Here is a 15,420-nt window from a genome sequence, read left to right on the forward strand (position 1 = left end):
ACCACCTCACGTTGACATCACCGCGTTCAGCATGACTTCATGGCATCCCTCCCCGCCGGCGCCCGGACCTTGAACGGACCTGAGTCTTGAACGGACCTGCGGGTGCCTGAGGCCAGCGGGCTGGCCGACGCGCGCCAGCGTCGGGCGTGGCGGGTCGGCGGCGCCCTGATCCTGTGCGTACTGGTGGCCGCGGTGGCAGTGGCCTGGAACGACCTGCGCGTGCGCCGCGAAGCCGGCGAGCGCTACGTGCAGGCGCTGGTGGACAGCCATGCGCGACAGGTGGCCGGGAAGGTCGACAGCATCGAGCGTTCCTTCCGCGGCCTAGCCGATATCCTGGCCGGGATCCGCGAGGTGGCCCCGGACATCGCGCCCGGGTTGGCGCGCAAGACGATGGCCGACATCACCGCGGGCAATCCCCGCCTTCGCGACCTGGGCGTCGAGACCACAGCCCCGGCCTGGCTGCCGCCCGGCGCGCACGCCACGCGCGACCTGTATCTGGGTACGCCTGGCCCCGGTCCCGACGGCAGCTGGGCAATGCCTCTCGCCATGCTGATTGGAACATCACCAAGCCACGCGCTGTGGCTGCGTGCCAACCTCGACACCGAGTTGTTCAGCGAACTGCTGGGCGCGCACGAACTCGGCAAGGGGGGGGTGGCCTCCGTGCTGACGGCGGATGGCATGCTCATCGCCCGCTCCGACACGGGCACCCGGCACGCCGGCCTGGACGCCCGCCACTCGCCGGTGTTCCGTGCGGTGGCGGCGGGCAACCCGCGCGCGATCGAATCGCGGAGCCGGATGGATGGCATCCGCAGGATCGTCGCCCACCGCGCGGTCGAGGGACGGCCGCTGCTGGCCACCGTCGGCATGACGCCGAATGCGCTGTATGGCGGCTGGTGGACCTTCATCGCAACGCTGGCGCTGGGCATGCTGCTGCTGCTGGCGGCATTCCTGGTCGGGATACGCTTCCTGCGCCGCGCGGCACAGCGCGAGTCGCGGATGCGGCGCAGCATCGCCGCCAACGCGCATACCGTGGGCCACCTGCGCGAGCGTGTGCGCGATGCCGAGGCGCAGTACCGCTTCCTCTACCAGCAGCACCCGCTGCCGGCATTCGTCTACGACCGCGAAACACTGGTCATCCTCGAGGCCAACGACACCGCGCTGCAGCAGTACGGCTACTCCCGCGAGGCGATGCTCGGCATGAGCGTCGGGGCGCTGCTCGGCGAAGGCTCGGTGGACGACATCCGCGCGGAAATGCTTGCCTACCCGCATTCCAACGGGCGGCGCATCTGGGTGCAGCGCCGGGAGGATGCGAGCACCTTCAGCGCATTGGTGTTCGCCCGCGACCTGGCGTCGTTCGACGAGCGGCCGGCGCGGCTGGTGCTGTCGCTGGACGTCACCGACCGCCAGCGCGCCGAGGCCAACCTGCGCCTGCTGCGGCGCGCGGTCGAAGCGTCGGAGGAAGGCCTGTTCATCGTCGAGGCGGCGCGGCGCGTGCTGGTGTACGGCAATGCCACGTTCGAACGGCTGACCGGCGTCGAGGCCGCCCTCGAGCCTACGGCCGAAAGCGCGGCCCGCAGTGCCATCGCCGATGCCGGCGCGCGCCAAGAACTCCTGGTGGGACTGGAACGGGCCGAAGATGTGCGGGTGGAAGTGGCGGGCGTTGACAGCCAGCAGCTGCCGCGCTGGATGCAGGTGCGCATGTCGCCGGTGTTCGACGACGAGGGCAAGGCCACGCATTTCGTCGGCGTGGTCACCGACATCACCGCACGCAGGCGCGCCGCCGAGGAACTGGTCTTCCGGGCCAGCCACGACACGCTGACCGGCCTGGCCAATCGCGACCGGCTGACCGCCGCCATCGACGCGGCGCTCGAAGATGGCGACGGACTGGTGGCGGTCTGCCAGCTCGACCTGGATCGTTTCGAGCTGATCAACGACAGCCTGGGGCACGATGTCGGCGACGAACTGCTGGTGCTGGTGGCGCGCCGCCTGGAGCGCGCCGCGGGCACCGGTGCGCAGGTGGCGCGGCTGGGCGGCGACGAGTTCGGCATCCTGCTGAAGTACCGGGACAGCGGCGAGGTACCGGCGCGCGTGGAAGCGCTGCGCGCCGCGGTGGCCGCCACCAGCGAAGTGCGCGGCATCGCGCTGCACGTGACGCCCAGCCTTGGATATGCCTGCCACCCCGGCGATGGCGTCGATGGCACCACGCTGCTGCGCGCGGCCAGCCAGGCTGGTGCGCAGGCCAAGCGCCTGGGGCGCAACCGCAGCGTCGGCTACCGGCCGGACATGGACTCGCAGGCCGGCAACCGCCTTGCCCTCGTGCAGGCACTGCACCAGGCGCTCGAGCGCGACGAGTTCGAGCTCGTCTTCCAGCTGCAGTTCGGCGCCTACGGCACCCCGCACGGGATGGAGGCGCTGGTGCGCTGGCGTCACCCCGAGCGCGGGCTGCTGGGCCCCGACGCGTTCATGGCTGCCTGCGAGGACTCCGGGCTGGTGTTGCCGCTGGGCCGCTGGGTGCTGCGCGAAGCCGCGCGCTGCTGGCGCCGGCTCGAGGCCTGCGGCTGGGGCGCGCTGCGCATGGCGGTCAACATCTCGGCGCTGCAGTTCCAGGAGCGCCTGGTCGAGGATGTCGCCCAGGTGCTCGCCCAGTACCGGCTGCCGCGCGGCGCGCTCGAACTGGAACTGACCGAGAGCGTGCTGCTGGCCAGTCCCGATGGTGCCCGGCGCGACATGGAGGCGCTGAGCGCGCTCGGCGTGTCGCTGGCGATCGACGACTTCGGCACCGGGTACTCCAGCCTTGCCTACCTCAAGCACCTGCCGCTGCAGCGCCTGAAGCTGGACCGTTCATTCGTGCATGACCTCGGGCGCGATCCCGACAACGAGGCGATCTGCATCGCGGTCCTGCGCATGGCGCAGGGCCTCGGCCTCCGCGTGGTGGCCGAAGGCGTGGAAACCCGGCACCAGCACGACTGGCTGCTGCAGCGCGGCTGCGAGGAGTTCCAGGGCTTCCTGCTGGCGCGCCCCGCCGCCTTCGACGCCGTGCTGGAGCGGCTCGGCGATGCGCCGTCGACGCGGACCGCGGGGGAAGCGGCCGGCCTCGCGTAAAATGCGCCGATGGATGTCTCCCACCTGCTCGACGGCCTCAACGAGGCCCAGCGCGAGGCCGTTTCCGCGCCTCCCGGCCACTACCTGGTGCTTGCCGGTGCCGGGTCGGGCAAGACCCGCGTCCTCACCCATCGCATCGCCTGGCTGAACGAGGTCTACGCGGTGCCGGTACACGGCATCTTCGCGGTGACCTTCACCAACAAGGCGGCGGCCGAGATGCGCCACCGCACCGACGCGCTGCTGCGCCACGGCAGCCGCGGCCTGTGGATCGGCACCTTCCACGGCCTGGCGCACCGCCTGCTGCGCCTGCACTGGCAGGACGCCAGACTTCCCGAGGCCTTCCAGATCCTGGATTCCGACGACCAGCTGCGGCTGGTGAAGCGCGTGGTGCAGCAGCTGGAGCTGGACGAGGCGCGCTTCCCGCCGCGGCAGATCGCGTGGTGGATCAATGCGCAGAAGGACGAGGGCCGGCGCGCGGCGCACATCCAGGACGGCCAGGACGAATGGTCGTCGGTGATGCTCAAGGCCTACGCGCTCTACCAGGAGCGTTGCGACCGTGCCGGACTGGTGGATTTCGCCGAGATCCTGCTGCGTGCACACGAGCTGCTGCGCGACACCCCGGTGCTGCTGGCGCACTACCGCCAGCGCTTCGCGCACCTGCTGGTGGACGAGTTCCAGGACACCAATGCCATCCAGTACGGCTTCGTGCGGCTGCTGGCCGGCGAGGCCGGCCAGGTGTTCGTGGTCGGCGACGACGACCAGGCGATCTACGGCTGGCGCGGCGCCAAGGTCGAGAACGTGCAGCGCTTCCTGCAGGATTTCGACGGCGCGCAGACCATCCGCCTGGAGCAGAACTACCGTTCCACCGCCAGCATCCTCGACGCCGCCAACGCGGTGATCGCGCACAACCCGCAGCGCCTCGGCAAGCGCCTGTGGACGGAGAGCGGGCAGGGCGACCCGATCGACCTGTTCGCGGCCTACAACGAGATCGACGAGGCCGAATACATCGTCGGTCGCATCCGCGAGTGGGTGCGCGACGGCGGCAGCCACGGCGATTGCGCGGTGCTTTATCGCAGCAACGCACAGTCGCGGATCATCGAGGAGAAGCTGCTGGCCGCGCAGCTGCCCTACCGCGTCTACGGCGGCGTGCGTTTCTTCGAGCGCGCCGAGGTCAAGGACACGCTGGCCTACCTGCGCCTGGTCGCCAACCACGCCGACGACGCGGCCTTTGAACGCGCGGTCAACACGCCGGTGCGCGGCATCGGTGGCCGCACCCTGGACGAGGTGCGCATGCGCGCGCGCCGCGACAGCGTGTCGCTGTGGGACGCTTCGGTGCGCGAGGCACAGGCGGGCGGGCTGGCCGGCCGCGCGCGCAACGCGCTGGCGGCCTTCCATGCGCTGATCGCCGCGATCGGCGGCGAACTTGGTGACCTGCCATTGAAGGACAAGATCGACCACGTGCTGCTGCGGTCGGGCCTGCGCGAGCACTATGCGCGCGAGTCCAAGGGCAGCCTCGACTCGCGCGTCGACAACCTGGACGAACTGGTGTCGGTGGCGTCGCGCTTCGTGCGCGGCGATGACGACGACAGCGCCGGGATGGACGACCTGGTCGCCTTCCTGGCCTACGCCGCGCTCGAGGCCGGCGAAGGCCAGGCCCAGGCCGGCGAGGACGGCGTGCAGCTGATGACCCTGCACAGCGCCAAGGGCCTGGAGTTTCCGCTGGTGTTCCTGGCCGGGCTGGAGGAAGGCCTGTTCCCGAACACGCGTTCCATCGAGGAAGCCGGGCGCCTGGAAGAGGAGCGGCGGCTGGCCTACGTGGGCATCACCCGCGCGCGCCAGAAGCTGGTGCTGAGCCATGCCGAAACGCGGCGCCTGCACGGCCAGGACATGTACGGCATGCCGTCGCGTTTCCTGCGCGAGATCCCGCCCGCCCTGATCAACGACGTGCGGCCGAAGGTGCAGGTGCAGCGGCCGCGCTACACGCCCACGCCGCGGCGTGACCACGGCCATGCGCTGGTCGAGGACTCCGCGGGCCTGATGGTCGGGCAGAACGTCATGCATGCCAGCTTCGGCGGTGGCGTGGTGACCGACATCGAGGGCGCCGGCGCGCATGCGCGCGTGCAGGTCAACTTCGACGACGTCGGCAGCAAGTGGCTGGTGATGGCCTACGCCAAGCTGCAGCCGGCGTGAGCGGGGACCGCCAGTCGCGCGGCGCGCGCGTCAGTCGCGGATGACGAAATCCGGCGACTCGTCCAGCGAACCGTCGGCCAGCAGCACCGCATGGCGCGTGCCATGCCGGTCCACCACCACCGGGATGGGATCCTGGAACATCGGCCGGCGCACGAACTTCAGCGTCCAGCTGAAATGTTCGAGCGTCTCCAGTGCCTTCAATTGTGCCGGGGTGAGACCGGCGCGCAGCGCGGCAGGCTCGTTGGCCCGCGGCTTGCGTCGCTCGCGACCGTACATGCGATTCCTGGGACATGGTTGCCGCAAGTCTGTTGCCCGCGCCTTGTACGCGGCGTGAAGCGGACCTGTGCGTGACGCCGGTCACGCCACGGCGGTCATGTGCTCGTAGAGGATGAAGCAGCCGATCGCCACCAGCAGGATGCCGCCGCCGATCTCGGCGCGCTTGCCGGCCAGCGCGCCCAGCACCCGACCCAACAGGATGCCCAGGGTCACCATCACCAGCGTGGTCAGCCCGATCACCGCGGCCACCACCAGGATGTTGACGTCGAGGAAGGCGAGGCCCACGCCGACCGCCATCGCGTCGATGCTGGTGGCCAGGCCGGTGGCGGCGAGCGCCCAGAAGCGGTGGTGGTGCCCGGGTGATTCGGTGACGGCGTCATCGTCGCGCAGTCCCACGCGGATCATGCGCAGGCCCAGCAGCACCAGCAGCACGAACGCGATCCAGTGGTCCCAGGCACGCACGTAGGGCGCCGCCGCATTGCCCAGTGCCCATCCGAGCAGCGGCGTCAGGCCTTCGATGACGCCGAAGATCAGCCCGGCGCGCAGTGCATCGCGCAGCCGCGGCGTGCGCATCGCCGCGCCCTTGCCGACGGCGGCGGCAAACGCGTCGGTCGACATGGCGATGCCGAGCAGGAGGATCGAAAGTGGATGCATGCGGGGTCCAGGGTCGGGCATGCGGACAACGGCACGCGGCGTGCCCGACCCGGAGGTCGCACCTGCGTGCCGATGGTCTCGCCAACCTACTCCCCGACGGAACGCGGAATTTTACCACGCGGGAGGGTGATGCCCATCGACAGGTACACGCTGGTCAGGGTGTCGATGCCGAAATCGGCCGGTTTCACCCACTCCGCTGGTACGTAGAGCAGCCCGCCGCCGACCGGGATGGGCGCGGTGGGCACCAGCACCGTCAGGTAGATGCGGCCGTCGATGTGCACGGGTTCCGGGTTGGGCAGCAGGCCGAGCACTGCCACGCCGTCGCCGCCGAAGAAACACCACACCGGACTCATCGCCGCGATGTCCGCCTCCTGGCGATCGCCGATCACCGACACGAAACGGTCGGCCAGCGCGTACACGCTGCCGACCAGCGGGATGCGGCGCATGGTGCCGTCGAGCAGCGCCTTCATCGGCGCCTTCAGGCGCGACTGCACCAGCAGGCCGAGCACGTAGATGGCGACCAGCACGAGCAAAGTGCCAAACAGGTAGGCCAGCAGGGGGTGCGCCGCGAACCAGTCGCCGAACACGGTGAACGAACGGCCGAACAGGCTGCTCGGTCCGATGAAGCGGTTGACGATGCCCACCGCCCAGCCCAGCAGCACCACGGTCAGCACCAGCGGCAGCACCGCCAGCAGGCCGGTCAGCCAGGTGCCCAGCAGCGGATTGAGGCGCTTGCCGTCAGGGAGCGCCGCGGGCGCCGCGCCGCCGGCTGTCTTCAGTTCCACTCGAACAGTTTGAAGTAGACCGGGGACACGCCGTCGCGCTCGTCGTCGACGATGCCGTCGCCGTTGCGGTCGAACAGGTAGTACGGCGCGCCGCGCGACGGGATGATCTTCAGCGCGCGCAGGCGGCCATCGACGCGGTACTCGGTGACCACGTCGCCATTGGATTCGGTGCGGGTGGCTTCGACGGCATCGGCCGGGATCCCGGTCACGGGATCGCCCATGCTGGCGCATGCGCCAAGGGCCAGGACAACGAGCAGGGTGGTCGCAAGGCGCATGGCAGATCTCCCGGGACAGGCCGTGATTATGCGCCAGCCCCGCCTCGCGGCGACCACGTAGAATCCGCGGCATGACGCGCCTGGTCCTGATCGACGGTTCCTCCTACCTCTACCGCGCCTTCCATGCGCTGCCGCCGCTGTCGAACGCCGAGGGCGAGCCGACCGGCGCGCTGTTCGGCGTGGTCAACATGCTGCGCACCACGCTGAAGGAAAAGCCGGATTTCGTGGCCTTCGTGGTCGACGCGCCCGGCAAGACGTTCCGCGACGACATCTTCCCGGCCTACAAGTCCAATCGTCCGCCGATGCCCGACGACCTGCGCCTGCAGGTGCAACCCATGTGCGAGATCGTCGAGGCGCTGGGCCTGCCGATCCTGCGCGTGCCGGGCGTGGAGGCCGACGACGTGATCGGCACCCTGGCGCTGGCGGCCGCCGCCGACGGCATCGACGTCACCATCTCCACCGGCGACAAGGACTTCGCACAACTGGTGCGCCCGGGCGTGGCGCTGGTCAACACCATGAGCGGCAGCCGCACCGATTCCGCCGAGGCGGTGATCGCCAGGTTCGGCGTGCGCCCCGACCAGATCGTCGACTTCCTGGCGCTGATGGGCGACGCGGTCGACAACATCCCAGGCATCGACAAGTGCGGGCCCAAGACCGCGGCCAAGTGGCTGGCGGCCTATGACTCGCTGGACGGCGTGATCGCCAATGCCGCCGAGGTCAAGGGCAAGATCGGCGACAACCTGCGCGAGGCATTGCCCCGGCTGCCGCTCAACCGCACCCTGGCCACCATCCGCACCGATCTCGAACTGGGCCTGGAACCCGACGCGCTGCGCCTGCGCGAGCCCGTCACCGACACCCTGCGCGTGCTCTACCAGCGCTACGGTTTCGTGCAGGCGTTGAAGGAGCTCGATGGCGGCAACGCCGCGGGTGTGGTGCCGGCGCGTGCCGGGTTCACGCGCCCCGGTGCCGGGTTCGTGGCGCCGAGCGCGCCGGCGGCGCCGACCGATCCTGCGCTCGCCGCACCCGGACGCTATGAAACAGTGCTCGAGTCCGCGCAGCTGCACGACTGGATCGCGCGCCTGCGCACCGCCGGCCTGTTCGCGCTCGACACCGAGACCGACGCGCTCGACGCCATGCGCGCCAACCTGGTCGGCATCAGCTTCTGCCTCGAGCCGGGCCACGCCGCCTACCTGCCGCTTGGCCACGACTACCCCGGCGCGCCTGCGCAGCTGCCACGCGCCGAAGCGCTCGATGCGCTCAGGCCCCTGCTGGAGGATCCGGCGGTGCGCAAGGTCGGCCAGAACGGCAAGTACGACCTGCACGTGCTGCGCCGCCACGGCGTGGCAGTCGGGGGCTACGCCGAAGACACGCTGCTTGAAAGCTTCGTGCTCGATTCCGGGCGCGCGCGCCACGACATGGATTCGCTGGCGCGGCGTGAACTCGGCTACCAGACCGTCGCCTACGAGGACGTCGCCGGCAAGGGCGCCAGGCAGATTCCGTTCTCGCAGGTGGCCATCGACGACGCCACGCGCTACGCGGCGGAAGATGCCGACATCACCCTGCGCCTGCACCGCGTGATGTCGGCGCGGCTGGCCGAGGAGCCGGGGCTGGCGGGCGTGTACCGCGACATCGAGATGCCGCTGGTGCCGGTACTGGCGCGCATCGAGGCCAATGGCGTGCTGCTCGACGGCGACGAACTGCGCCGCCAGGGCGCGGGACTCGGCCGGCGCATGCTCGAATTGCAGCAGCGCGCCACCGAACTGGCCGGACGTACCTTCAACCTGGACTCGCCCAAGCAGGTCTGCGCGCTGCTCTACGACGAGCTGAAGCTGCCGACGCTGGTGAAGACGCCGAAAGGCCAGCCGTCGGCCAACGAAGAGGCGCTGGAGGCGATCGCCGACCTGCACGAGCTGCCGCGGGTGATCCTCGATTACCGCAGCCTGGCCAAGCTGCGCGGCACCTACACCGACAAGCTGCCGGACATGGTCAACCCCGACACCGGTCGCCTGCACACCTGCTACCAGCAGGCCGGCGCCGCCACCGGGCGGCTGGCGTCGAGCGATCCCAACCTGCAGAACATCCCGATCCGCACCGAGGACGGCCGCCGCATCCGCACCGCGTTCATCGCGCCGCCCGGCCGCAAGCTGGTGGCCTGCGACTACTCGCAGATCGAGCTGAGGATCATGGCGCACCTGTCGCAGGACGCCGGCCTGGTCGCGGCGTTCGAGGCCGGTGCCGACATCCACCGCGCGACCGCGGCGGAAGTGTTCGGTCGCACGCTGGAAGAAGTCACCGGCGACGAGCGCCGCGCCGCCAAGGCGATCAACTTCGGGCTGATGTACGGCATGGGCGCGTTCGGCCTGGCGCGCAACCTGGGCATTTCGCGCGGCGAGGCGCAGGACTACATCGCGCTGTACTTCTCGCGCTATCCGGGCGTGCGCGACTTCATGGAGCGCACCCGCGCGCAAGCGCGCGAACAGGGCTACGTGGAAACCGTCTTCGGCCGCCGCCTGTACCTCGAGTACATCAGCCGCGGCACGCAGCCGCAGCGCGCGGGCGCCGAACGCGCTGCGATCAACGCACCGATGCAGGGCACCGCGGCCGATATCATCAAGCGCGCGATGGTGTCGGTGGATGAATGGCTGTCGAGGCACGTCGATCGCGCGCGGATGATCCTGCAGGTGCACGATGAACTGGTGTTCGAATGTGACGCGGATTTCGTCGATACGCTGCTGCCGGCGGTAGTCCAGCGCATGATCGGCGCAGCGGCCCTGCGCGTGCCGCTGGTTGTCGACAGTGGCATCGGCGACAACTGGGAACAGGCGCATTGACGCATTCAGGATCAGTCGCTGAGAGCCCGCTAAACGCCCGCTGAATCCAACAGAAAGTTAACGAAGTTCTTCACGAACTATCAATGTGCGCGGTGGTCATATAGCCCGTGACAGATGCAAGGTCTGTCACTGATCACTCCCTCCCCTGGAGCTGATCAACCCCGGAACGACGGCTTCTCCCCGAGCCCCGTTCTCCAGCCCCGCCGGCCCCCCCTGCCTGCGGGGCTTTTTATTGCCCGCGATCCGGGATTCGTATGCAAGTACATTGGAGCCCGTGACGAGCCCGCCCTTGACCAACACCCTCGCGCTGATCGCCGATATCGGCGGCACCAACGCGCGCTTCGCGCTGTGCGACCCCGACGAACCGGTACCGCGCCTGCTGCAGTCGCAGTCGCTGCGCACGGCGGGGTTCGCCAGCCTGCAGCACGCGGCCGAGCATTATCTTGCCGGCCTGGGTGCGCGCCCGCGGCGCGCCGCGATCGCGCTGGCCTGTCCGGTCGACGGCGACGAGATCCGCCTGACCAACCGCGCCTGGTCGTTCAACCGGCACGAGTTGCGCGCCTCGCTCGGACTGGAGGAGCTGCGCCTGATCAACGATTTCGGTGCAGTCGCGCGCGCGGTGCCGGTGCTGTCGCCCAGCGGGCGCGTCGCGCTTTACGGGCAGGGGCACGACATCGCGCGCGGTCCGGTTTCCGTGCTCGGGCCGGGCACCGGTTTCGGCGTCGGCCTGCTGGTGGGTGACGCCGCGCGCGGCTGGCAAGCGGTGGAGACCGAGGGCGGACATGTCAGCTTCGCGCCGATCGGCGAGGAGGAGCGCGCCCTGGCCGACTGGGCAGTTGCGCGGCACGGGCGCGTGTCCTGGGAGCGGCTGCTCTCGGGCAACGGCCTGGCCGCGATCGATGCGGTGCTGCGCCAGCGCGATGGCGAGGGCACTGCGGGCGTGACAGACCTGCTGGCCACTCCGGATTCGCCGCTGCGCGATCCCGCAGACATCGTGGCGGCAGCGCTGGATGGGCACGACGTGGCGTCGCGCCGCGCGCTGGCACGCTTCTGCGCAATCCTGGGCAGTGTCGCCGGCGACCTCGCCCTCGTGCATGGCGCGCGCGCCGTGGTGATCGCCGGGGGCATCGTGCCGCGCTTCATTCCATTCCTGCGCGCCAGCGCATTCCGCGAGCGCTTCCTGGCCAAGGGCCGGTTTGCCGCGTACCTGGAGCCGGTGTCCATCCAGGTCGCGACCCACCCCAATCCGGGGCTGCTCGGCGCCGCGATGGCGCTGCGCGAGCCGGTCGGCGACCACTGAGCCGCTGGGGTCCGACGCTCGCCCGGGAGGCCTGCGCCGCGCGCGTGCGTGAACGCGGCTCCTTCACGGCGCGCTGGAGACACTCAAGCCCCGTACGAAGAGTGCAGTGGCCATGCCCGACATGTTCGAACTCGCGATGCCCTGGTGGGAGTTCGTGCTGCGCGCAGTGGTGGTCTATTTCATCCTGCTGGCGATGCTGCGCATGTCGGGCAAGCGCACGGTCGGCCAGTTCACGCCGTTCGACCTGGTGGTCGTGGTGCTGCTGGGCTCGGCGGTGCAGAACTCGCTGATCGGGGAGGATTTCTCGCTGCCCGGCGGATTGCTGCTGGCCGCCACGCTGATCGCCTGCAACTGGGTGGTGGGCTTCGCGAGCGCGCGCAGCCGGCGGGTGGAAAAGCTGGTCGAAGGCAGTCCGGTGCTGCTGGCGCGCGACGGGGTGATGTTCGAACCCGTGCTGCGGGCACAGAACATCAGCCGCAAGGACATCGAGGAAGCCCTGCGCGACAGCGGCCTGCCCGACATCACCGGCGCCGCCCTGGTGACCCTCGAAGTCGACGGCACCATCACGGTGGTCCCGCGCAGCGACGGTTCGCGCTGAGCAGGCGCGAGAGCCTTATTGCCACGGATTTGCGCCCTCAGCCCGGGTCCGCCAGCCAGTCACGAGGGAGGAGGTAGTCGGCCAGGCGCGCTTCCGGGCTGCCAGGCTCGGGCTGGTAGCCGTATTCCCAGCGTGCCAGCGGTGGCAGGCTCATCAGGATCGATTCGCTGCGGCCACCCGACTGCAGGCCGAAGTGGGTGCCGCGGTCCCAGACGAGGTTGAACTCGACGTAGCGGCCGCGGCGGTAGAGCTGGAATTCGCGTTCGCGCTCGCCCCAGGGCATCGCCTTGCGGCGCTCCACGATCGGTAGCCAGGCGTCGAGGAAACCATCGCCGACCGCGCGCGTGTAGGCGAAGTCGCGCTCGAAGTCGTCGGCCAGGTCGTCGAAGAACAGCCCGCCGACGCCGCGCGTCTCGTCGCGGTGCTTCAGGAAGAAGTACTCGTCGCACCAGCGCTTGTGCGCCGCGTAGCGCGCCTCGCCGCCGAACGGCTCGCACAGCGCGCGCGCGGTGCGGTGCCAGTGCAGCACGTCTTCGTCGAAGGGATAGAAGGGCGTGAGGTCGAAGCCGCCGCCGAACCACGAGGCCACGGTGGCGCCATCGCGCTCGGCGCGGAAATGGCGGACGTTGGCATGGGTGGTCGGCAGGTAGGGATTGCGCGGGTGGAACACCAGCGACACGCCGACCGCGCGCCACGAGGCGCCGGCGAGCTCCGGCCGGTTGGCGGTGGCCGACGGCGGCAGGCGGGTGCCGGAGACGTCCGAGAAGCCGATGCCGGCCTGCTCGAACACCGCCCCGTCGCGCAGGATGCGGGTGCGCCCGCCGCCGGACAGGCCGCCGTCGGCGCTGTCGTCGGGCCGTGTCCATGCGTCCTCATGGAACCGGGCGGCGCCGTCGGCGCCTTCCATGGCCGCGCAGATGCGGTCCTGCAGGTCGGTCAGGTAGCCGCGGACGCGGTCGAAATCGTTCATGGCGCCATTGTAAGCCGCCGTGCCGGCGCCCTCAGGGCGCCTTGAGCGTGCGGTTGAACAACTCGAGGATGCGCCGGTACTCGTCGTACCAGGAGTCGGCATGCACGAACCCGTGCCGCTCCAGCGGATAGCTCGCCAGCTCCCACTTGTCCTTGCGCAGCTCGATCAGGCGCTGCGCCAGCATCACCGAGTCCTTGTAGAACACGTTGTCGTCGATCATGCCGTGCGCGATCAGCAGGTGGTCCTGCAGGCCTTCGGCGTACTCCAGCGGCGACGACTTCGCGTAGGCGCCCGGATCGAGCGCCGGCGTGTTGAGGATGTTCGCGGTGTACGCGTGGTTGTACTGCGACCAGTCGCTCACCGGGCGCAGCGCCGCGCCGGCCTTGAACGTGCCCGGCTCGCGGAACAGCGCCATGAACGTCAGGAACCCGCCGTAGCTGCCGCCGTAGATGCCGACTCGTTCGCGGTCTGCCTGCTTGTGCGCGACCAGCCAGTCGATGCCGTCGAGATGGTCCTCGAGTTCCGGATGGCCCATCTGCCGGTAGATCGCCGTGCGCCAGTCGCGGCCGTAGCCTTCGGACGCGCGGAAATCCAGGTCCAGCACGATGTAGCCCTGCTGCACCAGCAGGTTGTGGAACATCTGTTCGCGGAAGTAGTTCGGATAGCGGTCGCTGACGTTCTGCAGGTAGCCGGCGCCGTGTACGAACATCACCACCGGGTACTTGCGACCCGGCTCCATCGTGGCGGGGCCGTAGTACTTGCCCCAGACAGTGCCGGCGCCGTGCTTCGACGGGACCTGCACGTATTCGGGCTGCAGCCAGTCGAAGCGCTTGAATTCCGCCGAGCGGGTGTCGGTGAGCTGGCGCGCGCTGCCGCCCGCGGCGTCCACCACCGACAGCTGCGGCGGCAGATAGCTGCGCGAATGACGCACCAGTACGTGGCTGCCGTCCGGCGAGGCGACGAAATCCTCCACGCCGTCGAGCGCGGTGATCTCGCGCACCGAGCCGCCGGCGGCGTCGACCTGGCAGACCTCGTAGTCACCCGGACGCGCGCGGTTGCAGAGGAACAGGAAGCCGCGGCCGTCGGCGGACAGCACCGGCATCGACGCCTCCCAGCGCCCCGAGGTCAGCGCCCTGGCACGGCCGCCGGACGCGCGATAGAGGTGTGACCAGCCCGACTCCTCGGACAGGAACCACAGGTCGCCGCCGTCGGGCATCCAGCCGAAGTCGTTGAAGCCCCAGTTGATCCAGGCTTCGTCGGTCAGCCGGTGCACCGGCAGCAGGCGCGCCTGCGCCAGGTCGACGGTGGCCAGCCAGCGGTCCTTGTTGTCCACCGCATGCAGCATCAGCGCCAGGCCGCGACTGTCGTCGCTCCAGCGGGCGCCGTCGGCGATGCCGTCGGGTCCGGCGGCCTCGAGGCGCAGCGCGCGGTTGCCCTTCAGCGGGTCCTGGCCCGCGGTCTTGCGCAGCGCGGCCAGCGGGTCGGCGCCGATGCCGGGCAGGCTGTCGGTCTTCAGCTCGCGCACCTGGCCATCGGCCACGGACACCAGCCACAGCGACTGCGGCGCGGGGTCGCCGCGGCCGACGCGGGTGCGCACGTCCTCGAACTCCTCGTAGCCGGATTCGGTGACGTACTGCGGCATCTTGCCCTTCTGCCCCGACTCGGCCCCCTTGGCCTGGGTGACCGCCAGCAGCCAGCGGCCGTCCGGCGACAGCGCGCTGCCCTGGATCTCGACGTCCTTGCCCAGGTAAGCCGGGGCCGGCGCGCGCGTGGGGTCGACGCGGCGCCAGGCGTCGGACTGTTCGCGCATTTCGTCGCGGCGCGCGCGTTCCACGCGCAGCGTCTCGATATAGCGCAGCTGGCGCTCGCGGAGTTCGTCGGCCTTGGGCGCGGTGCCCGGGGCGTCCTCGGCCTTGAGGGTCGCCGCCTGGCCGACGCCGGTCGCGGCGCTCCAGCGGAACCAGTCATTGCCGCTGCGCCACACCAGCGCGCCGTCGCGCGCCCACTGCAGCTGCGATTCCAGCGCCTCGCTGCGGGTCAGCTGCTGCAGCGCGCCACCGCGCAGGTCGCGGACGAAGACGTCGCCGTTGCGCACGAACGCCATGCGCGTGCGCGCGGCATCGTAAAGCGGGGCGAGCGCGTCGATCCCGCCGCGCGCGGCGCCATCGACCAGCGTCGCCGCGCCTCCGGCGATGGGCTGGGCGTATGTGTCGCGGACGTTGCTGCCGATGCGCTTGGCGCTGTAGTAGGCGGTGTCGCCGTCCCATGACCACCACATCCGCTCGACCGGCTGGCCGATCCAGTCGGGGTCGGCCATCACCTGGTGCAGGTCGAGCACCTGCGCGGGTTGCGCCAGGGCGAGGCCAGCCGGAACCGCGGCGAGCAGCAGCGACAGAAGCGGAGCGACGGAGCGATGGCGCATGGTGCGGGGACCCCTGG

11 protein-coding genes are annotated in these 15,420 nt (G+C 70.2%); 5 read left to right on the forward strand and 6 right to left on the reverse strand.

Annotation, left to right across the window (positions count from 1 at the left end):
• The first annotated feature begins 102 nt into the window (after window positions 1-102).
• Together H5368_RS10345 and uvrD are read left to right on the forward strand one after the other, a co-directional pair.
• A complete protein-coding gene (locus tag H5368_RS10345) occupies window positions 103-3,102 on the forward strand; it encodes an EAL domain-containing protein (RefSeq protein WP_182824297.1) in 3,000 nt (999 codons plus the stop codon).
• Window positions 3,103-3,111: 9 nt separating this feature from the next.
• Entirely contained in the window at window positions 3,112-5,292 is a 2,181-nt protein-coding gene (uvrD, locus tag H5368_RS10350) for a DNA helicase II (RefSeq protein ID WP_182824299.1), read from the forward strand.
• A gap of 30 nt (window positions 5,293-5,322) precedes the next feature.
• Here the strand turns inward: uvrD and H5368_RS10355 are convergent, their stop codons facing one another.
• The 4 genes from H5368_RS10355 to H5368_RS10370 all read right to left on the reverse strand — a co-directional run bounded on the left by H5368_RS10355 (window position 5,323) and on the right by H5368_RS10370 (window position 7,282).
• Window positions 5,323-5,568 carry a hypothetical protein gene (locus tag H5368_RS10355; protein WP_182824300.1) on the reverse strand — a complete coding sequence of 82 codons (246 nt, stop codon included), beginning with the start codon at window positions 5,566-5,568 and terminating at the stop codon, window positions 5,323-5,325.
• A gap of 81 nt (window positions 5,569-5,649) precedes the next feature.
• A complete protein-coding gene (locus H5368_RS10360) occupies window positions 5,650-6,222 on the reverse strand; it encodes a manganese efflux pump MntP family protein (RefSeq protein ID WP_182824302.1) in 573 nt (190 codons plus the stop codon).
• Window positions 6,223-6,308: 86 nt separating this feature from the next.
• Window positions 6,309-7,007 (reverse strand): DUF502 domain-containing protein, encoded by a 699-nt coding sequence (locus tag H5368_RS10365; RefSeq protein ID WP_220486627.1) that lies wholly within the window; start codon window positions 7,005-7,007, stop codon window positions 6,309-6,311.
• Entirely contained in the window at window positions 6,998-7,282 is a 285-nt protein-coding gene (locus H5368_RS10370) for a DUF2782 domain-containing protein (RefSeq protein ID WP_182824304.1), read from the reverse strand. The genes H5368_RS10365 and H5368_RS10370 overlap by 10 nt, the downstream gene beginning before the upstream one ends.
• Window positions 7,283-7,353: 71 nt before the next feature.
• On the opposite strand from H5368_RS10370, the gene polA reads away from it, so the two are divergent.
• From polA to H5368_RS10385, 3 genes are all read left to right on the forward strand, one after another.
• Window positions 7,354-10,113 (forward strand): DNA polymerase I, encoded by a 2,760-nt coding sequence (gene polA, locus H5368_RS10375; RefSeq protein WP_182824306.1) that lies wholly within the window; start codon window positions 7,354-7,356, stop codon window positions 10,111-10,113.
• Between the two features lie 289 nt (window positions 10,114-10,402).
• Entirely contained in the window at window positions 10,403-11,413 is a 1,011-nt protein-coding gene (glk, locus tag H5368_RS10380) for a glucokinase (protein WP_220486628.1), read from the forward strand.
• A gap of 112 nt (window positions 11,414-11,525) precedes the next feature.
• A complete protein-coding gene (locus tag H5368_RS10385; protein WP_182824311.1) occupies window positions 11,526-12,011 on the forward strand; it encodes a YetF domain-containing protein in 486 nt (161 codons plus the stop codon).
• Window positions 12,012-12,048: 37 nt separating this feature from the next.
• On the opposite strand, the gene hemF is transcribed toward H5368_RS10385, so the two are convergent.
• Window positions 12,049-12,981 (reverse strand): oxygen-dependent coproporphyrinogen oxidase, encoded by a 933-nt coding sequence (gene hemF, locus H5368_RS10390; RefSeq protein WP_182824313.1) that lies wholly within the window; start codon window positions 12,979-12,981, stop codon window positions 12,049-12,051.
• A 31-nt stretch (window positions 12,982-13,012) separates the two neighbouring features.
• Window positions 13,013-15,403 (reverse strand): S9 family peptidase, encoded by a 2,391-nt coding sequence (locus H5368_RS10395; RefSeq protein ID WP_182824315.1) that lies wholly within the window; start codon window positions 15,401-15,403, stop codon window positions 13,013-13,015.
• Window positions 15,404-15,420 lie beyond the last annotated feature (17 nt).

Source organism: Luteimonas sp. MC1782, from assembly GCF_014164605.1.
Lineage (GTDB): Bacteria > Pseudomonadota > Gammaproteobacteria > Xanthomonadales > Xanthomonadaceae > Luteimonas.

Coding starts and splice junctions, on each gene's coding strand:
- uvrD (WP_182824299.1), top strand. CDS start 3,112: ATGGATGTCTCCCACCTGCTCGACGGCCTCAACGAGGCCCAGCGCGAG.
- H5368_RS10355 (WP_182824300.1), bottom strand. CDS start 5,568: ATGTACGGTCGCGAGCGACGCAAGCCGCGGGCCAACGAGCCTGCCGCG.
- H5368_RS10360 (WP_182824302.1), bottom strand. CDS start 6,222: ATGCATCCACTTTCGATCCTCCTGCTCGGCATCGCCATGTCGACCGAC.
- H5368_RS10370 (WP_182824304.1), bottom strand. CDS start 7,282: ATGCGCCTTGCGACCACCCTGCTCGTTGTCCTGGCCCTTGGCGCATGC.
- polA (WP_182824306.1), top strand. CDS start 7,354: ATGACGCGCCTGGTCCTGATCGACGGTTCCTCCTACCTCTACCGCGCC.
- H5368_RS10385 (WP_182824311.1), top strand. CDS start 11,526: ATGCCCGACATGTTCGAACTCGCGATGCCCTGGTGGGAGTTCGTGCTG.
- hemF (WP_182824313.1), bottom strand. CDS start 12,981: ATGAACGATTTCGACCGCGTCCGCGGCTACCTGACCGACCTGCAGGAC.
- H5368_RS10395 (WP_182824315.1), bottom strand. CDS start 15,403: ATGCGCCATCGCTCCGTCGCTCCGCTTCTGTCGCTGCTGCTCGCCGCG.